The organism is Luteibacter sp. 9133 (genome assembly GCF_000800155.1).
In the GTDB taxonomy this organism is placed as follows: Bacteria; Pseudomonadota; Gammaproteobacteria; order Xanthomonadales; family Rhodanobacteraceae; genus Luteibacter; species Luteibacter mycovicinus.
Genome location: NZ_JUHO01000001.1, coordinates 929,491 through 948,603, shown reverse-complemented (window position 1 = coordinate 948,603; position 19,113 = coordinate 929,491). Strand labels below are relative to the sequence as shown.

The 19,113-nt window shown below is 64.5% G+C and carries 12 protein-coding genes; 2 read left to right on the top strand and 10 right to left on the bottom strand.

Features of this window, described 5'->3' with window-relative positions:
* Positions 1-72: 72 nt before the first annotated feature.
* Entirely contained in the window at positions 73-354 is a 282-nt protein-coding gene (locus FA87_RS03940) for a hypothetical protein (RefSeq protein WP_197056550.1), read from the bottom strand.
* 161 nt (positions 355-515) lie between these two features.
* Between FA87_RS03940 and FA87_RS03935 the strand changes: the two genes are divergently transcribed.
* On the top strand, positions 516-725 hold the full coding sequence (locus FA87_RS03935; protein ID WP_036115595.1) for a hypothetical protein: 210 nt from the start codon (positions 516-518) through the stop codon (positions 723-725).
* On the opposite strand, the gene FA87_RS03930 is transcribed toward FA87_RS03935, so the two are convergent.
* The 6 genes from FA87_RS03930 to FA87_RS03905 all read right to left on the bottom strand — a co-directional run bounded on the left by FA87_RS03930 (position 700) and on the right by FA87_RS03905 (position 11,269).
* A complete protein-coding gene (locus FA87_RS03930; RefSeq protein WP_043692572.1) occupies positions 700-1,134 on the bottom strand; it encodes a hypothetical protein in 435 nt (144 codons plus the stop codon). The genes FA87_RS03935 and FA87_RS03930 overlap by 26 nt on opposite strands.
* A gap of 75 nt (positions 1,135-1,209) precedes the next feature.
* Positions 1,210-1,890, bottom strand: coding sequence for a basic secretory protein-like protein (locus tag FA87_RS03925; protein WP_043692570.1), 681 nt, complete (start codon positions 1,888-1,890; stop codon positions 1,210-1,212).
* Positions 1,891-2,072: 182 nt separating this feature from the next.
* The gene (locus FA87_RS03920) at positions 2,073-4,508 is read right to left on the bottom strand and encodes a GH92 family glycosyl hydrolase (RefSeq protein ID WP_036115601.1); all 2,436 of its coding nucleotides are present in this window, start codon (positions 4,506-4,508) and stop codon (positions 2,073-2,075) included.
* A gap of 25 nt (positions 4,509-4,533) precedes the next feature.
* Complete coding sequence (locus FA87_RS03915) at positions 4,534-5,913, bottom strand: glycoside hydrolase family 125 protein (RefSeq protein ID WP_052191488.1); 1,380 nt, start codon at positions 5,911-5,913, stop codon at positions 4,534-4,536.
* A 53-nt stretch (positions 5,914-5,966) separates the two neighbouring features.
* On the bottom strand, positions 5,967-8,654 hold the full coding sequence (locus FA87_RS03910; RefSeq protein WP_052191136.1) for a glycoside hydrolase family 2 protein: 2,688 nt from the start codon (positions 8,652-8,654) through the stop codon (positions 5,967-5,969).
* Positions 8,651-11,269: a TonB-dependent receptor gene (locus tag FA87_RS03905; protein ID WP_081996673.1), complete on the bottom strand. Its 2,619-nt coding sequence runs from the start codon at positions 11,267-11,269 to the stop codon at positions 8,651-8,653. The genes FA87_RS03910 and FA87_RS03905 overlap by 4 nt, the downstream gene beginning before the upstream one ends.
* A 723-nt stretch (positions 11,270-11,992) precedes the next feature.
* Between FA87_RS03905 and FA87_RS03900 the strand changes: the two genes are divergently transcribed.
* A complete protein-coding gene (locus tag FA87_RS03900; RefSeq protein ID WP_043692564.1) occupies positions 11,993-13,612 on the top strand; it encodes a DUF3300 domain-containing protein in 1,620 nt (539 codons plus the stop codon).
* 44 nt (positions 13,613-13,656) lie between these two features.
* Here FA87_RS03900 and zwf read toward each other — a convergent pair whose 3' ends face one another.
* The 3 genes from zwf to ybaL form a co-directional block, all read right to left on the bottom strand.
* A complete protein-coding gene (gene zwf, locus FA87_RS03895) occupies positions 13,657-15,510 on the bottom strand; it encodes a glucose-6-phosphate dehydrogenase (protein WP_052191134.1) in 1,854 nt (617 codons plus the stop codon).
* Positions 15,507-17,333 (bottom strand): glycoside hydrolase family 15 protein, encoded by a 1,827-nt coding sequence (locus FA87_RS03890; RefSeq protein ID WP_052191133.1) that lies wholly within the window; start codon positions 17,331-17,333, stop codon positions 15,507-15,509. The genes zwf and FA87_RS03890 overlap by 4 nt, the downstream gene beginning before the upstream one ends.
* Before the next feature lie 76 nt (positions 17,334-17,409).
* Positions 17,410-19,068, bottom strand: a complete 1,659-nt coding sequence (ybaL, locus tag FA87_RS03885; RefSeq protein ID WP_197062360.1) for a YbaL family putative K(+) efflux transporter — start codon at positions 19,066-19,068, stop codon at positions 17,410-17,412.
* Positions 19,069-19,113: the final 45 nt, after the last annotated feature.

Below are 19,113 nucleotides of genomic sequence, written 5' to 3'. Positions count from 1 at the left end.
CAGGTCCAATGTGACATCGGTATCGACCGGGGCACAGATCACCACACGATCTATGCCGTGCGGACGAGGGCGTCAGACCGGAGCGTCAGCCACGGCGAAGGGGAGCACGCCCGGTTCCCGGCCTTCCGCCTGGCGACGCGGCGGGGCCTGACGCGGTACGGATGGCGAGGTGCGCCCCAGTGTGATGTTCTTGGAAGCGCGGACTTCGCGATTGGCGAATGTCCAGATCTCACCCGTGGCCGTGATGAACACCGTCCAGTACAGATCGGACTCCGGGCCATAGTCGAGCAGGAAATGGGCAAATCCCTCGCCTTTCGGCGTATTCATGGGCAGCGGCGGATTCAGTTGCAGCATAGGGCTTCTCCTCGTGCCATGGATTTACAAGGAGGCGCCGTCGTGGGCGGGTGAACGTGTCGTGGGTCACGCGTCACCGTACGCGAACAGCATTTTCCTCGCCGGGCCCGCTAAAATGCACCGGACACACAGACAGCCAGTTCACCAGGGGTAACCAGCGCGTGCAGTCACGTAATTTCCGGGTATCGGTCGTCCAGCCCGGTGGCAAGCTCGCCATCGAGGTCGAATTCAATGAGAAAGTGCATGGCCTTTCCGGCGACACGCTATGGCTGTCCCTGGAGGATGACACCCGTGTGGAGGACGCCGAAGCGCTTCGCGCGCTGCTGGAGCGGGTGGGTCACCGCATCACGGTAACGAACGTACGCTCCTGACCGGCGCGCTGGCACCGTCCTTAACGGCCACCGCCAGCGGCACCACGGTCGGCAGCAGCCGGTGGTTGGTGCCATGCACCTTGCCGCAACCCATGCATTCGCGCGTCGTCCCAAGCCCGCGGCGTGCCGCCCGCGGAGACGCCAGCAGGCAGCCGCAGACGTAGCAACCCGCGATGACGCCGCGGTCCCAGAGGCGCAGCCTCAGCAACTGGATGGCAGCCGAGCCGACGGCCACGAAAAGACCGCCGGCGAAGAGCCAGGCGGGCAGATTGGAATAAAGAGACACCAGTCCAAAATCGCCCGGCGCCTGCTGGGCGGCCCGGGTCACGCCAGCGGCCAACGATCCCGTACCGAAGGCGAGAAGGCTCGGCATGAACAGTCGAAGATACATACGCCCGGCGTAAGACATGTCTGAACCCTCCCCCGCCGGCCCTTCCGGCGCGAGGAGAGTGTCGTTACCGGGGTCTAGCCGCCGTGAATGGGGTCAGATGCCAGGCGACGCGGTGTACTGCGCCCATAACGTATCGACATCCGCGCCCGTCAGCTGTGCCCAGGTCAGGTCGGTGTACGACCGCCCGCGCAACGCCGCGTCAAGACCCTGCACGGTTCCCGCGTGATGCTCCTCGACCCACACGAGGAACCGGGCGGTGATGCGGTAGCTGTCGGTGTAGTTCTGCCCGGGGGCGTAATCGGGTAGCGACCAGCCCGCGGCCGCGTTGTTCACCCCATAGCGGTTACGCGCGTAATCCGCGATACCCTCGACCAGCCATCCGGGAATATTCTGCTGCCCATAGTCCTGCACGATATGCATCGACTCATGTGTGACCGTATCGGTGTCGTTCGGATTCGCGATCATGTACGCCGCGCCGTACGTCTCGGTCGCATTAGCCGTCGCGGCCACGCCGTCGTAGGACGGATCGAGGACGATGTTCACCGTCTTCGACGTATTCGGATTGAAGTCGGCCGCTTCTTTGGGATAGATCGTGAAGAAGGTGCTTATCATGGTATCGACGGTGGACTGCGCGATGCCCGAATTCTTGTCGGTCACGGTAAGCGTGTAACCGTTCTGCTGATACGAGTTCACCGTGTCGGCAAATGTGGGCCCCGCGGCGACGAGCGAGGCGATGATGAGCGCGCGAGCGCCGAAGCGCTTCGATGGCTGCATGAGCGTGACTCCTGCGTTGTAGGGTCGTTCGATGGTGGACCCATGGCGCGGGATGTTTCGGTGCAGGTGTCACACTTTGCGGTTTGGACGTCTATACATACGTGAAGATTACGGATGACATGGGGCGCTTCCACAAGCACCCCATCGCCATCACGGTCGCTCCCGCCGTTAGCGGCAAAACCTTACGCGCTGGGGGCGCTACCGAAGGATGGTGGGCGGTCCGCAAGGGCCTTGCCGAATTCGACGTTGGGCTTATCCCCCATCGCGAAGCTCAGCGTGCCGCCCGCCTCGAGGTCCTTGTGGGCGATCCAGCTCTTCGTCCACGGCTTGCCGTTCCACGACACCGACTGGATATACGGGCGCCCGGGTCCGTTGTCTTTCGCCTCGATCACCAGCGTGCGGCCCGCACCCACCTGCACTTCCGCACGATCGAGCAGCGGGCTGCCGAAAACGTAGTGGGTGCTGACGGGATCCACGGCATACAGACCCATCGAGCTCATGATGTACCACGCGCTCATCTGGCCACAGTCTTCGTTGCCCGGAAGGCCATCGGGCTCCGGCAGGTACATGGTCTCGAGCAGCATGCGCACGCGCGCCTGGGTCTTGTGGTGCGAACCGGTGTAAGCGTACAGGTAGGGCATGTGGTGCCCCGGTTCGTTGCCAAAGGCGTACTGGCCCACCATGCCGGCGATATCCGGCGGCGCGTTTTCCGGCAGCGTGGGATCGGCATTGAACAAACCGTCGAGCTTGGCCTCGAACGCCTGCTCACCACCGAACAGCCGCATGTAGTTGTACAGATCGTGCTGATTGAGGAACGTAGCCTGCCAGGCATTGGACTCGGTGAAATCGCGCCAGCGCTTCGAATGCCCGATGGCGATGGGATCGAACGGCTGCAGCCATGAGCCGTCTTCCGCACGCGGACGAACGAACTGCATGTCCTTGTCGAACACGTTGACGTAATTCTGCGAGCGCTTGCGCAGCAGCTTCGCCTCGTCGGCGTGACCCAGAGCGTCGGCCATGTGCGCTACCGCCCAGTCGTCGTACGCGTACTCGAGCGTCTTGCTGGCGGCCTCGCCTTCCTTGTCGCTGGGAATGAAGCCGAGCTTGCGGTAGTACGTCAGGCCGAAGTAATCGTCCTGCATGGCACGACGCTGGAACACCGGCCAGGCCTTGGCATAATCGATACCCTTGAAGCCCTTGGCCTGCGCCTCCGCTACGACCACGGCGGAGTGATAACCGATCATGCAGACCGTCTCGATCCCCTGCAGCGGCCAGACCGGCGCGCCACTGGGGCTTTCCACCGCGAGACGGACCAGACCGTCGACCAGGTCGGGTACGCGATCGGACTGGTAGAGCGTGAACAACGGGTGCTCGGCCCGATAGGTATCCCACAGTGAGTACGTGCTGTAGTTGTGCCGCCCCTCAGGCAACGTGTGCACGGCCTTGTCCATGCCACGATAGCGCCCGTCGAAGTCGCTGAAAACCGTGGGCGCCAGCATCGTGTGATACAGCGAGCTGTAGAACGTCCGCTTGATCTTGTCCGACGACGATTCGATGCGGATCTTCGACAGTTCCTGGATCCACTCGGCCTCGGCCGACGCACGAACACCGTCGAAGTCCCAGCCGGGAATCTCGTTGTCCAGGTTGCGCATCGCGCCGTCGATGTCCACGCCGGAGATACCGACCTTGACCAGCAGGGGCTCGGATGAGGCCTTGTCGAAGTGCAACGCGGCCTTGAGGTGATTGCCCTTCGCCGTCGTCGACCCCTTGGGCAGCGCCTTGTCCTCGTCATACAACGTGACGCTGGCGGCGGGACGCGACAGCTTCATCGCGAAGTAGATCACCCGGCCGGAGGCCCATTGCCATACGCGACGACCGCCGACCAGCGTGTCGTTACCGACCAGGGTCAGCTCGGCATCGGTCACGTTGGCGGGCTTGTCCATCGCATCGCCGTAGCCATGCGCCAGATCGAACAGGATGTGCGCGTCGCCTTCCTTGCCGAACGTATAACGATGGATGCCGGCGCGCAGCGTCGCGGTCAGTTCGGCGAGGATGTCGAAGCGGGTGAGCTTGGCGCGGTAGTAACCCGGGTGGGCCTGCTCGCCGGTGTAGTGCGAGCGGTAACCCTTTACGCCACTGCGATAGCCCTTCTCGGGCTTACCGTCGCCCTGCTTCTTCGCATCGAAGCGCGACACGTAATTGACGCCGTCGAAATCGCGGTCGCCAGGCTGCAGCAGCACGGGGCCCATCGAGGGCATGACCAGGAAATCGAGCATGTCGGCCGCACCGGTACCGCTCAGGTGGGTGTGCGAGAAGCCCATGATCGAGCCGTCGCCCTGGTGGTAACCGGACGAACCATCCCACTGCGCGTTGTACGTGTCCGGGCTCAGCTGGACCATGCCGAACGGTCGGGTGGCACCGGGATAGGTGTGACCGTGACCGCCCGTGCCGACGAAGACGTCGACGTAACGCAAGACGCTGTCACCGACGGTGCCGCCGCCGGATGGTGGCGTTTTCAGGCTTTCTTGTACGCCACCGGCCAGCGCGGTGAGGGAGCCTAGCTGACCGATGGCGGTGAAGGCAGCCATCCCTTGCAGAAAACGTCGACGGTTGACCATGAATCGCTCCAGCTCGGATGTCGCGTCAGACGCGACGCAGGGTGTCGGGGTGCTTGTCGGCGAGATGAACGATCAGCTCGCCGAAAAGGGTGTTGGCCCACGCGAACCAGGCTCGCGTGAACTTCTTCGGATCATCCTGATCGAAGGCTTCGTGCATGAAGCCAGTACCGTTGTGCGTGGTCTTGAGCCAGTGCAGGCACTGGCGGATTTCAGCCGCGTCATCCGTCGTGAAGGCCTTCATCATGATCGACATCGGCCAGATCATACGCAGACCTTCATGCGGACCGCCGATGCCTTCACCGGCCGTACCCTTGAAGAAATACGGATTGGCCGTGCTCCAGACGCGCTGACGCGTGCGTGCATAGCGAGCATCATGCTTCGCGCTCTCCAGGTACGGCAGCGCGAGCAGGCTGGGCACGTTGGCGTCGTCCATGAACAACTGGTTGCCATAGCCGTCGACTTCGTAGGCCCAGAAATCGTCCTGGCCGTCGTGCATCACGCCGTACTTTTCGACTGCCTCCTCGACCTCATCGGCCAGCGCATTGGCCTCGCTGGCGAACGCCTGGTCACCGAACAACGTGCCGTGCATCTGTGCAAGGCGACGCAGCGTCACCACCGCGAACAGGTTGCCGGGGATGTTGAACGGATAGACCGTCGCATCGTCCGAAGGGCGGAACATGGCGTGGATCATGCCGACCGGACGCGTCGGCTGACCGTAGCCATCGAGGAACTGGCTCTCGGTCGGCTTCGGCGACGGGCGCTGAAACTGGTACGGGCCGTGACCGTCCTTGCGCTGCTGTTCGCGGAAGGTCGTCACGATACTGCGTGTGGCGGCGCGCCACGATTCGTCGAACGGCTCGCGGTCGCCCGTGGTCTGCCAGTAGCCATGTGCAAGGCGTACGGGGTAGCAGAGCGAATCGATCTCCCATTTGCGCTCGGCCACGCCGGGACGCATGTCGGTGATGTCGGCCTGCGCCCAGTCCATCTTGCTCTTGCCCTTGGTATCGGGCAGGAACGCGTTGGCATAGGGGTCGATGAGTATGCAGCGTGCCTGGCGGCGGATCAGGCCACGAAACAGCTTGCGCAGCCCCTCGTCTTTCGGGGTCAGCGGAAGATAAGGCCAGACCTGCGCGGACGAGTCACGCAGCCATATGGCGTCGATATCGCCGGTCACCACGAAGGTATCTTCGTAGCCGTCCAGGCGGCCGAGCTCGACCGTGGTGTCCAGCGTGTTCGGGAAGCAGTTCTCGAAGATCCAGGCGAGCTCGGGATCGGCGATTTTCTTCTTCGTCGCGGCGATGAGGTGTTCCACCGCATCACTGGTGAACTTGCGCTTGCCCACCGGTGGACGCTGACTGGTGAAGCGCGACGCAGCGGCGGCGCCCATGCTCATGCCCCCCATCATCGCGACGCCCGGTGCGAGCGAAAGCCATTTCATCACATTGCGACGGGAGGGATTCACGGCGTGGTCTCCTTCAGGGCATCGACGAGCGAGCGAACGGTAATCGCCCGGCGAAGGGCTTCGGTATCGGTGCTGCCATCGACCTCGATGTCGATGCTTTCACCGGGCAACAGGTCGAACGCGTTCTGCGAAAGACGGACGTCGATATCGCCCGTATCGACCCAGACCGCGCGGGCAAGACGTTTCGCGCTCACCGTCAGCACCAGGCCGTGTGCGCCATCATGCAGTGACGTGGTCAGCTCCGGCGTGGGCAATGCCAGCGTCCGGGCGGCGCCGAAATACAGGAGGTGATGCGCCGCGGGCTTGCCATCCTCCAGCAGATCGAAGGCGGCGACCGTCTTGCGCGGATCGGCGCCCTTGAGCAGCGTCGCATCGTCCACGGTCGCCGCCCGGGTGCTGGACAGCGCCGTCGCGTGCACAGGAATACGGGTCTCCCGCAGCAGCTTGCCGCCCATGTCGTAGACACGAGTGCGCAGGACGGCGTCGAAGTCGCTCGTGCGGTCGGACACGGCGAAGACATCCGTCTTACCATCACGACGCAGCGGCACGACATCCACCGGCGCATAGAAACGCTTCGCGTGGAACTGCAGCGCCTTCCAGCGGTTGAAGTAGTCGACGCTGGCCCAGGACGCGCCCGGCCACACATCGTTCAACTGCCAGTACAACGTACCCATGTTGCGCGGGCGGGCGCTGCGCAGGTGCTCGGCGGCCAGTTCGATCCCTTCGGCCTGCATGACCTGACTGAGGTAGACGAACGACGGGAAATCCTTCGGTTCGCCGTACTCCTGGCGGATGTACAGCAACAGACGCTGGTTGCCGTCGCCGTTGGCGAACTTCTGGTGCGCGCGCATCACCTTCGACTCCGGCTGCATGTCGTCCGGCTGGGCGAAGGCCTTGATCGTGGCCATCACCGGGAAGGACTGCAGACCATATTCGGACTGGAAGCGCGGCGTGATGTCGAGGTAGTGCGAGATAGGCTCAGAACCCGACCACACTTTCCAGTAATGCATGTCGCCGTCGGTCTCGACATTGGCCGGACCGTCGAAGTCCGTGCTCGGCGAGCTGGCCCAGTACGGCACCTGCGGCGACAGATCCGACACGACCTTGCGCAGCGTCTTGTCGAAGATCGTACGCATGCCGTCTTCGACCTTCTTCACTTCATCGGCGTTGACGAATTTCTGGAAGTCGATGCGATCGGGCCATTCCTCCCAGCCCGTCTGCACTTCGTTGTTACCGGCCCAGAGTACGATCGAGGGGTGATCGCGCAGGCGCGTGACCTGCTCCTCGGCTTCGATGCGGGTGCTCTCGCGGAACGCATCGTCGTACGGCGTCACCGCGCCGCCGAACATGAAGTCCTGCCAGATCATCACACCCAGACGGTCAGCCGCCGCGTAGAACGCGTCGTCCTGGTAGGTGCCGCCGCCCCACATGCGCAACATGTTCATGTTGGCGTCCTTCGCGGATCGAAGGATGGCTTCCAGCCGCTCGCTGGAGACGCGCGAAGGGAACGCATCGTATGGAATCAGGTTGGCGCCCTTGGCGAAGACCGGCACGCCGTTGACGACAAAGGCGAAGCCCCTGCCCCACTGGTCCTTATCGCGACGCAGCTCGACCTTGCGCAGGCCGGTCTCGCGATCGGCCCCGGCAACCGTCGATCCGCCGGAGTCGACGCTGGCGTGGAACCGGTAGAGATTCGGTTCGCCGTAGCCGACCGGCCACCAGCGTTGCGGATGGTCGATGCTCAGCGGCACCCCGACGTGGTTCTCGCCGGCCTTCAGGGCGACCTCACGCTGTTCGCTACCGGTCTTGCCGTCCGGCCCGGTCCACTCGACCTTGAGGGTGACCGCGCCCGCCTTGTCGGCACGCACGTCGAGTTGCGCGTCCAACCTGGCCACGTCCGCTTCGACCTCGGTCTGAGCGATATGGAAGTCGGCGACGCGGAGGTCATCCCAGCTTTCCAGGCGCACGGGGCGCCAGATACCGAGCGTGACGTAACGCGGACCCCAGTCCCAGCCGTACTGGTAGTTAGCTTTGCGGACGTAGTTGGAGGTCTGCTTACCCTTCGGCTCATCGCCGAAGGACGAATCGAATTCGCCCGGCAACGCATACGGCTGCTTCAGCAGCCACGGCTGCACGCGTGCGATGGGGGACTGCAGGTGCACGGTGAGCGTATTGCTTCCCGCGTGCAGGGTGTTCTTCACCGGCAGGCGCCAGCGGCGGAACATGTTGTCCGCCGAGAGCAGCTTCTTACCGTTGAGGCTGACCTCGGCGAAGGTGTCGAGGCCGTCGAAAACGAGATCGACGTGACCGCGCCTGAGCGTGGCCGCGTCGACATCGAAGCTGAGCTGGTAGTCCCAGTCGGAGAGGCCGATCCATTGGAGGCTGGCCTCGTTGTCGCGCCAGAACGGGTCGGGGATGTTCTTCCGGGCGAGCAGGTCGGTCTGGATCGCGCCGGGGACGGTGGCGGGTTGCCACTCATCCAGCCGCTCGCACGATGACGTGCATTGCCTAAGTCGTTTCAGCTGGGCTGAGGGTTCGCCAGCAGGGTTGGCTCCCGCCGGCGTGGCGGTATGGGACAGACGGAATTGCCAGCCGACGGAGAGGTCTCTCTCCGTCGGCGTGGCCGCGCCGGCGGCGCCGACGACTAGCCAGGCCGCCAGTGCCAGCGACGCGCGGGGCGTCACAGCTTGAAGCCCATCGTCACCATGTAGGTGCGGCCGTTCTTGTATGCGTTGAGCGGCTGAGCCGGCGTGTTGTTGTAGACCATATACGTCTCGTCCAGCAGGTTGGTGGCGTCGAGCGAAAGGCGGATATGGTCATTTAGCTGATAACCCACCGTCGCGTCCAGTTCACGGAAGATGCCCGTGATCTGCTGCGACTGTAGCTGGGCGATCGACGTGAAGTACGACGAACGCCAGCTATAGGTCAGGCGCGCGCTCCACGGACCCTGCTCGAAGAACGGCGACAGGTTGAACGAATTCTTCGAGTTGTACGGCAGCGGGAAATCGTTGCTGGTGTCCGCGTCGGAGTAGGTGTAGTTCGCCAGCATGCCGAAGCCATACGCGAAGTTCTGCTGGTAGGTCAGCGAGGCTCCCTTGACCTTGGCCACGCCTGCATTGGTCGGCACCTGCATCTGGTACACGTCGTCGTGCTGCTCGGTCAGGTTGTACTGCGTCTGGGCGACGTTGGTGTTGAGGATGTAGCCCGAGATGCGACGGTAGAACAGCTCAGCGGACAGCACGCTGTTTTCCGAGAAGTACCACTCGGCCGAAGCGTCGTAGTTGGTCGACTTGTACGGCTTGAGGTCGATGTTGCCTGCGGAGCCGGTCAGGGTACGGTCGTCCAGTGCCACGTACGGGGTCATTTGCTGATAACGCGGACGCGCGATGGCCTTGGCCGCGGCGAAACGCAGCGTCACGTCTTCGGCGGCGTCGAACGCGATGTTGAACGACGGCAGCCAGTCGTGATACGCGCTGCGCTTGTTCACCGCGGCGTAATTGCCGTTACCGATGCTGTTGTAACCGTCCACCGTGTCACGCGTGCGGAAGTAGCGCGCACCGATGTTGCCGCGATAACCGTCGCCAGCGAAGTCGCCCTGCACGTAGAACGCGCGGTTCTGCTCGGCGATGCTGTACGTGGCTTTCGGGTCGAGCGACGTGTTCGTGACCAGACTCGACACATAGGCCTTCATCAGGCCCGGATCGATCGTGGTCCAGTTGCCCATGTTGCCGGCCGAGTCCAGCCCGTCGAGGTAGCCGCCCGGCGTGCCGCCGTTGGCAAGGTCGGCGAGGCTGGTGCCGGCGTAAGCCGTGGCCGGAATGTTGGCCGTGTATGCGTCCTGACCATCCAGATGATTGGTCGCCTTGATGCCGACCGAGATCTGGTTCAGCGGACCCCAGGCGACGTCGTGCGAGAAGTCGAACTGGAAGTAACGTTCGCGGTCGTAGCTAGGTGCGTAGCTGTAACCGGCACCGTGAGCGAGCGCGGCGGACGGGTTGTCCGGGCTGTTGTAGTTGATCTGCGGATGCTCGCCGTCGAGCGCGTAATTGAAGCCGCCGAAGTTCTGGAACTGCATGTTCCAGATGCCATCCGAACCGCCGGTGGAGCCGGTGTAACCGACCTGGCTCGACGCCGTCCAGCCGTCACCGAACCAGTCGGCGCGAAGGTTGGCCACACCGGTGTTCACCGTCGAATCGCGCTCGTAACCGTCCAGATAGGTCGACGTGTTCGCGTCGTAGCTACCCGTGGTCGCGACACCGTTCTGGAAACCGAGTGCCGTCGCATTCGCCGCCGAACCGGACCATTCGCCGTAATGGCTCTGGTTGAAGTTGTTGAACTTCTCGGTGACGTAGAGGCCGGTGAAGTTCAGCTCGAACGCGTCGTTCGGCTTCCACTGCAGACCGGTCGACACGCCGTCGCGCTTGCGGCGCTGCTGGAACCACGCGGTATTGACGGCGGTCGGGTAGACGCCCTGCTGGTTCGGCGACACCACGGCCGGATTGAACTGGTGGTCCGGGTTGGTATCGGTCGGATCGTTGACGCGCTGGTAGCCGAAGACTTCGGTGCCCTGGCGGTCGATGATCTTGTCGGAGTGCATGATGGAGCCGAGCACGCCGAAGGTGTTGTCCTGGTTCTTCCAGCTGTAAAGCACCGACGCGTTCGGCTTGCCCTTGTCCGCGCGATCGTTGTAACCGTAGCTCACGGTACCGGTCAGCGTGTTGGCCTTGAGATCCAGCGGACGACGCGTGTTGACGATGACGGTACCGCCAATCGAGCCCTCGTCGATGTTCGCCTGCGGCGTCTTGTAGACCTGCGCATTACCGATGATTTCCGAGGTCAGCAGGCTGTAGTTGAACGAGCGGCTGTCGGGATTGTTCGGATCGGACGTCCAGTTGGTCGAGGCGACGGTCTGGCCGTTGAGCAGCAGGCGGTTGAGCGCCGGATCGGTACCCAGGATGCTGACCTTGTCGCCTTCGCCGAAGTTGCGGTCGACGCTGATACCGGGCAGATGCGAGAGCGATTCGGCCACGTTGGTGTCCGGGAATTTGCCCACGTCTTCGGCCGAGATGGCGTCGACGATGGAGTCGGCGTTGCGTTTCAGGTCGAGCGACTGCTGCAGGCTGGCGCGAATGCCGGTGACCGTCACGGCGCCCAGGTTGGCGGCGTCCTGCGGGTTGGCGTTCGGGTCGGCCGGCTTGGCGGCATCGGTCTTCTTCGTCGTGCTGGCGGCCGGGGCGGGGGAAGCCGCGTCCTGTGCGATCGCGTTGCCGGTGGCCAAGAGGCCGGCGAGGATAGCCATGGAAAGTACGCTGATGCGGGGGTTCACATCGTTCTCCTGAGGAATGCCTGGTGTTTTCGCGAGACGCACGACACCGCGCGGGCTATTGCCCGCGTTGATCGTCATGCGTATCGCCGGATTTCTTTCTGCCCTGCGCCCTGTCGCCGATGCGCCGCCTTCCGGCCCTGCGCTGATCGCGCTCATATCGCGATTGCAACGGTATTACCGAGCGGATTTTTAGGGGCCGCTGACAACGTTGTCAACCGCTTTTTTAACTCGATCTAAAGTCATACAAATGAGCACAAGTCTTTGTCTTAAAAGCATTTAACCGAATGACGAAAATACTGCACTGCGGTATATCTCAAGAATCATTTGGATCGATCCATGCGCTTTTCAGGCCGGGTCGCGGTCACGAGAAACGGCGCTGTGACGCGGTTTTTATCGAACGGAACGTTCGGCGCCGCGCGCGGTCGACGCAATGGCGTCGCTTTGCTGCACTGCAACCAGAAATGCGACGGATTTCACAGGTCGGCAGGATCGCTGGACCGCGAATTTGGACGATTCAAGCGCGCGACTTTGCGGAAAACACCAGTTAAACCCGCAGTTTCTCGCGAAGACCGACGGGCGCATGAACGGGTTCCTCGCAACCGCGCATCGAACCGGCGACAGACAGCGACCAGTCACCCTTCCGGAACGAATCTGCTGGCGACACGTCGGCCCCCCGATTTTCTGCAAGGACCTCCCATGAAGCGCGTGAGTCTGCACCTCGTCCGCACCACCCTGCTTTCCGCCTCGCTGGTCGCCGCGCTCGGCGCCTGCAACCGCACGCCGCCCGACGAGGCGTCCGCCGCTGCCAGCGCGCCGGCAGTGCCAGAAAGCGCCGCACAGGCTACGGCCGATCCCGGCTATGCGCGTCCTACGGCCGACCAGCTTTACGCGCTGGTGTCGCCCATCGCCCTGTTCCCTGACAAGTTGGTCGCACTCACACTCGCCGGCTCGACGCATCCCGATCAGGTCGATGCCGCACGCGGTTTCCTGGACAGCAATCGCAACCTCAACGGCGGAGCGCTCATCGACGCCGCCGACGCTCAACCGTGGGATCCAAGCGTGAAGTCCCTCGTGGCCTTCCCCGCCGTGCTCGATCAACTGGCGAACAACCGCGACTGGACCGCCGCGCTCGGCGACGCTTACGCCAACGAGCCGACCGACGTACTGAATGCGATCCAGGTGATGCGCGACCGCGCACGGTCGCATGGTTCTCTGAAGAGTTCGTCGCAGCAGGTCGTCCAGGTCGACGAGGCGCCACCCGTGGACGAAGCTGCGAGCGTGGCCTCGATCGTTCCCGCGCCCGCCCGCACGATCGTCATCGAGCAGGCGCAATCCGATGTGGTCTACGTGCCGCAGTACGACCCCGACGTGGTTTACGGCGAACCGGTGTACTCCCGCGTGTACCGCACGCACTGGTACGAAGCGCCCGCCACGCGTGGCGACGTCGTCACCGCCGGACTGGTGTCCTTCGGCGCGGGCATCCTGGTGGGACAGCTGTTCGCCTCGCACGATCATTACGACCGTCCGCACGGCGGCTGGAACGAGTGGAACACCGCGTGGGGACGTGGGCCGCGGGGCGACTATCGCGGTCGTCCCGCCGTGGTCTACGACAACCACCCCTATGTCGTGAATCGCACCACGATCAACCGCACCGTCAACAACACCTACGTCAATCGTCCGGTGAACATCGACAACCGCCACGACAACGACAACGTCGCGATTCACAATGCGCCACCCCAGGCTCAGCAGCGAGCGCCGCAGCGTCCCGACTTCGACCACATGCAGCGCCCGAACTTCACGGCCGCCATGGCGCATCCGACCGCAGCGAACGAACGACCGGCGCTTCCGCCTCAGGCGCGGCCGGGCCCGTCAGCGCCGCAGGCTTTCGCCCGGCCTGAGCAACAGCCGCCCATTCACGCCATGCAGCACGAAGACCCGCGCGTCGCCAACGTGCATGCCGTCGGCGCCCGTCCGCAACCCTTCGACGACCGTCATGCGCAAGCCGCCGAAGCGGCACGACCCGCTGCGTTCCAACACTCCGCGGAAGCGTCGCGACCGGCCCCGACACCTCGCGTCGAGCAGCCGAGGCGTCCGGAACCGGCGTTCCAGCAGGAAGCCCGCCCGCAGGCTCAGCGGGAACCGCAGGTCGAGCGGGAGCCGCGGCCGCAGCGTGAGCCTCTGCCGCAGCAACGCAGCGAACCACCACGTGAGCGTCCCGCGCCTCAGCAGCACCAGCAGCAAGCCGCGCAGCATCCGCAACCCCGGCACGAAGATCACGCGCCGCCTGCGCACCACGATCACGACAAGCACGACTGAGCAAAAAAAGCCCCGGATTGACCGGGGCTCGTGATGACGTCGGTTTACTGCTTACGTGGTCGCTTCGCAGTCGCCGCCCGGGTGGGCGACGCCTTACGCGCGGCGACCACCCGCTTTGCGGGCGCTTTTTTCGCCGTCGCCTTTTTGACCGCGACCTTGCGCGCGGAGACGGTCTTCTTCGCCGGCGCCTTTGCCACCGCCGCCGACTTGCGCGCAGGCGCCGTCTTCTTCACCGACGTCGCACGCAACGACTTCTTCGCCGCCGCACGCTTCTTCGTGGCGCGACCTTCCGCCGACTTCGTCGACGAAGGCAACACGTCCGACTTCGGCTTGGCCGTACGACGCGCGTTGAGCTCAGCCGCCGAGTTCAGCGGACGCCACGAGCGACCGCCCATGGCCAGGAGCGTGTCCGACGAGGCCGGACCCGCGCTGCCCGACGCATAGTTCGGGAAGTCCGCCGGCGTGCGCTGCGCCCAGTCGTCGAGAATCGGCTGCACCGCGCGCCAGCAGGCTTCGACCATGTCGGCGCGCTGGAACAGCGTGGCGTCACCGGTCATGCAGTCATACAGCAGCGTTTCGTAGCCCACGTTCGGCTCGGCGCGGAACCAGTCCGCGTACTTGAAGTCCATCCGCACCGGCGCGAGTTCCACGCGCGGGCCGGGACGCTTGACGTCGAACTGCAGCGAGATGCCTTCATCCGGCTGGATCTGCAGTACGAGCCAGTCGGGACCGAACGCATCCATGCCCGTGCCACGGAACGGGGCGAAGGGCGCGGACTTGAAGCGGATGGCGATTTCCGTCGTGCGACGACCCATGTGCTTGCCGGTGCGCAGATAGAACGGCACGCCCGACCAGCGCCAGGTGTCGATCGACAGCTTCATGGCGACGAAGGTCTCGGTGACCGAGTCCGGCGCGACGTTGGGCTCGTCGCGGTACGACGTGGCCAGTTCGTTGTTCACCGCGCCCGGACCGTACTGGCCGCGGACGGCGTCTTCCGGCTGGATCGGACGGATGGCTTCGATGGTTTCCGCCTTGCGCGTACGTACGGCTTCCGCGTCAAAGGAGGTCGGCGGCTCCATCGCGACCATCGCCAGCAGCTGGAACAGATGATTGGGCACCATGTCGCGCAGCGCGCCGGTCTGCTCGTAGAACGAGCCACGACGCTCGACACCGACGGTCTCGGCCACGGTGATCTGCACGTGGTCGATGCGGTCGCGGTTCCAGATCGGCTCGAACAGGCCGTTGGCGAAACGGAACGCCATGATGTTCTGCACCGTCTCCTTGCCGAGGAAGTGGTCGATGCGATAGATCTGGTCTTCGCGCAGCACCTTGAGGATGCGCTCGTTCAGCGCGTGCGCCGAGGCGAGATCGTGGCCGAATGGCTTTTCGATGATGACGCGGCGCCAGAACTCGCCGTCGGCACCGCCGTCGTCCACGAGGCCGGCGTTTCGCAGCTGTTCGATCACGTCGCCGAAGAAGCGCTCGGGCGTGGCGAGGTAGAACAGCACGTTGCCCCGGGTGCCGCGACGCTTCTCGGCATCGCGCAGCTTGACCGCCAGGCTCTGGAACGCCGACAGATCGTCGAAGTCGCCCGCGTGGTAGGTCATCTGAGAGCTCAGCCAGCCCCAGGCCTCTTCGTCGAGCTTGCCGCCGCCATTGCTGACGTACTTCTCGAGCGACGTGTGCAGGCTCTTGCGCCAGGCGTTGTCGGTCATCTTGCCGTGGTTGAAGCCGATGATCGAGAAGTTATCGGACAGCAGTCCGGTGCGGCGCATGTTGTAGAGCGCGGGAACGACGAGGCGGCTGGTGAGATCACCGGCGGCGCCGAAAATCACGACGGTACACGGGTCGGCCGGGTGAGCGCGCGAGGTAACGCGCTTCGTGGGGGCGGGGCTCATGCACGGACTCCTTGGGGATGTTGGGCTTCGGGGGTGGCGTGGATGTCGGCGGTCGCGCTGTAACCATGCGCCAGGCTAAAGGCGGCATTAATCAACGCGACGTGCGAAAAGGCTTGTGGGAAATTGCCCAACAGCCGTTTCGACCGTGGATCGTACTCCTCCGCGAGCAGTCCGAGGTCGTTCGTGAGGCCGATCAGACGCACGAAAAGCTCGCGCGCCTCGTCCAGGCGCCCCAGCAGGACATAGTTTTCCACCAGCCAGAAACTGCACGGCAGGAACTCGCCCTCGCCCGGCGGCAGCCCGTCGACGCCGCTGCGTGTGTCGTAGCGGCGTACGAACCCATCGACCAGCAGATCCTCTTCGATGGCCCGCACCGTCGCGACGATCCGGGGATCGTCACGCGGCAGGAAATCGGTGAGGGTGACGATCAGCAGGCTGGCATCGAGTTCTCTGGAGCCATACGACTGCACGAAGCAACCGCGCTCGGGATCCACGCCTTTGGCGAGGATGTCGGCCTTGACCTCATCGGCGATGGTGCGCCATCGCTGCGAAAATGCCGGGTCACGGCCTTCGCGGTTTTGTTCGGAAGCCCGCTGGAAGGCCAGCCACGCCATGACCTTCGAATGGACGAAGTGGCGCGGCTCGCCGCGGATTTCCCAGATGCCTTCGTCGGGATGGCGCCAGATGCTGGCGAGATGCTCGAGGAAGACGTTCTGCACCTCGTCGGCCTCGGGCTGCATCGCGACACCGTGCTTCACCGCGTGGGAGAACGCACCCACCAGCTCGCCGAAGATGTCGAGCTGGAACTGGTTCGAAGCCGCGTTGCCCACGCGTACCGGCTTTGCGCCCTCGTAACCGTCCAGCCAGTCGAGTTCGTATTCCTCGAGGCGGCGCTCACCGGCGATCCCGTAGAGCACCTGGAGCTGGTCCGGCGACCCGGCCACCGCGCGACGCACCCAGTCGCGCCAGGCGCTGGCTTCATCGTGGTAGCCCGCGTTGACCAGCGCGGAGAGGACGAAGGTGGCGTCGCGGGCCCAGCAGAACCGGTAATCCCAGTTACGCTCGCCGCCGAATTGTTCCGGCAGCGACGTGGTGGGCGCGGCCACGATGCCGCCGGTGGGAAGATAGCTCAGGCCTTTGAGGACGACCAGCGAGCGGCGGACGATCTCACTCCACTCGCCGGCGCCATTGCAGCGCCCCGACCAGTCTTCCCAGAAGGCCAGCGACTTCTCCAGCGCGTCGCAAGGATCGATTGCTTCGGGAGGGGGCAGATGCGACGGTCCCCAAGCCATCACGAAGGGAATGGAATCACCCCTGGACACGGCGAAGCGGGCCACGCTGTGCATCCCTTCCCCTTCGACCGAGACGGGACTGCGGACGACCAGCATGTCCGGCCCGGCGACCGCCGTCACCGTCCGCTCGTCGACCCGCGTCACCCAGGGCATGGCGTTGCCGTAGTCGAAGCGGATGGTCAGCACGGCCTCGAAATCGACCCGGCCTTCGACGCCCTCGACGATGCGTGTCACCCCGACCTGATCACCGGCGAACGGCATGAAGTCGATCACGCGGGCGACACCGGTGGCTGTGCGCCATTCCGTTTCGAGGATCAGGGAGCCGTCGACGTAGCCGCGCCGGACCGTGGCATCCGGGTCGGCGGGGGCGATGCGCCAGCGCCCGTTGTTCTCGTTACCCAGCAAGGCGGCGAAGCAGGCGGCGGAGTCGAAACGCGGCAGGCACAGCCAGTCGATCGATCCGTCCTTCGCCACCAGCGCCGCGCTGCGGCAGTTGCCGAGCATCGCGTAGTCTTCGATCCGGGATGCCATCGTGTCCTCGTCGCCAGCCGGTAGTCCCTTTTACGGTAGCCAGCGACGCGTTAGAACGACGTATCCGAGGCCGGCTTCAGTGCCCCGATGGCGCCCGCTGCGGGAGCGACGCGTTGAACATGCTGTGGGCCACTTCCTGCTCGCCGTAGATGACCTGTGTGGCACCCATGCCATCCATGTGAGCCACACATTCTTGCGAATGGGCACGCGCGACGATCGGCAGGTCGGGGCGCAACGCACGCGCCGCACGTACCACCTGCCCCCCTTCGAAGGGATCCGATACCGCCACGATCAGGGATCGCGCACCGGCGAGGTTGGCCTCGGCCAGCACGAGCGCGGCGGCCGCATTGCCGATGACGATCTCGGCACCGTGCTGCTCGCGCAGTTCGCGCACGGCGTCCTCGTCGGTCTCGATCACGAGCGTACGCGTACCCGTGGACTGCAACTCGGCGAACACGCGGCGACCTACCCGGCCGAACCCGACCAGCACGGTGTGACCCGCCAGCGATGGATCGGTGTGCTCGTCCGGCGCATCGCGGTCATGCCGCGCGATCCACCTGTCGAGCGCACCGAACAGCAGCGGATTGACCAGAATCGAGACGATGGCCGCGGCGAGCAGAATGTCGCGCGCCTCCTCGCTGAGCAGATGCAGGGATACGCCGAGCCCCGCCAGGATGAAAGAGAACTCGCCGATCTGGGCGAGACTGGTCGCGATGGTCAGCGCGGTCTTCTTCGGGCGACCGAATGCACGAACGATGGCGAAGGCGGCGACCGACTTGCCGATGATGATGATCAGGCAGGCGGCGAGGACGATCCACGGCTGCTCGACGAGGATATGCGGGTTGAACAGCATGCCGATGGAAACGAAGAACAGCACCGCGAAAGCGTCGCGCAGCGGCAGCGTTTCTTCCGCGGCCTGCTGCGAGAGCTTGGACTCGCCCATCATCATGCCGGCGAAGAACGCGCCGAGTTCGAAGGAGACGTCGAACAGATGCGCCGCGCCGAAGGCGATACCGAGGGCGATGGCGAGAACGGCCAGACGGAAGAGTTCACGCGAGCCGGTGCCGGAGACGGCCTGCAACGTCCATGGGATCACGCGCTTCCCGACGATCAGCATCAGCGCCACGAACACGATGACCTTGCCGATGGTCCAGGCCACGGTCTCGGCCAGCGCCATCATGCTCGGCGGGTGATCGCCCTGCTCCGCACCGAGGAAGCCGCCGATGGCGGGCAGCAGGACCAGCGCCAGCACCATGGCAAGGTCTTCGACGATCAGCCAGCCGACGGCGATACGTCCGCGATCGCTGTCGAGCAGGCGACGTTCTTCCATCGCACGGAGCAGCACCACCGTACTGGCGACGGAAAGCGCCAGACCGAAGACGAAGCCCTGCGCCACCGGCCAGCCAAGACCCCAGCCAAGCAGCATGCCAAGGCCGGTCGCCACGCCCATCTGCACCGCGGCGCCGGGGATGGAAATCGCCTTCACCGCGAGCAGGTCCTTGAGCGAGAAGTGCAGACCCACGCCGAACATCAGCAGGATCACGCCGAGGTCGGCGAGCTCCTGAGCGATGCCCGCGTCGGCTACATAGCCCGGGGTGAACGGCCCGGCGACCACACCGGCGACGAGGTAACCGGCCAGCACCGGAAGTCGCAATCGGTGAGCGATGGCGCCAAAGATAAAGGCGAGTACGAGGCCACCGACGATGGTGGCGATGAGTGGCGTGGCGTCGTGCATGGGCATCTCCTGGGCATGCACCCTCGTCTCGTCACGTCGATCAGA

Excerpts from the sequence above, each read along its gene's own strand:
- FA87_RS03920 (WP_036115601.1), bottom strand. The coding sequence starts at position 4,508 with ATGGTCAACCGTCGACGTTTTCTGCAAGGGATGGCTGCCTTCACCGCC.
- FA87_RS03890 (WP_052191133.1), bottom strand. The coding sequence starts at position 17,333 with ATGGCATCCCGGATCGAAGACTACGCGATGCTCGGCAACTGCCGCAGC.
- FA87_RS03940 (WP_197056550.1), bottom strand. The coding sequence starts at position 354 with ATGCTGCAACTGAATCCGCCGCTGCCCATGAATACGCCGAAAGGCGAG.
- FA87_RS03915 (WP_052191488.1), bottom strand. The coding sequence starts at position 5,913 with ATGATGGGGGGCATGAGCATGGGCGCCGCCGCTGCGTCGCGCTTCACC.
- ybaL (WP_197062360.1), bottom strand. The coding sequence starts at position 19,068 with ATGCACGACGCCACGCCACTCATCGCCACCATCGTCGGTGGCCTCGTA.
- FA87_RS03900 (WP_043692564.1), top strand. The coding sequence starts at position 11,993 with ATGAAGCGCGTGAGTCTGCACCTCGTCCGCACCACCCTGCTTTCCGCC.
- zwf (WP_052191134.1), bottom strand. The coding sequence starts at position 15,510 with ATGAGCCCCGCCCCCACGAAGCGCGTTACCTCGCGCGCTCACCCGGCC.
- FA87_RS03930 (WP_043692572.1), bottom strand. The coding sequence starts at position 1,134 with ATGTCTTACGCCGGGCGTATGTATCTTCGACTGTTCATGCCGAGCCTT.
- FA87_RS03925 (WP_043692570.1), bottom strand. The coding sequence starts at position 1,890 with ATGCAGCCATCGAAGCGCTTCGGCGCTCGCGCGCTCATCATCGCCTCG.
- FA87_RS03905 (WP_081996673.1), bottom strand. The coding sequence starts at position 11,269 with ATGGCTATCCTCGCCGGCCTCTTGGCCACCGGCAACGCGATCGCACAG.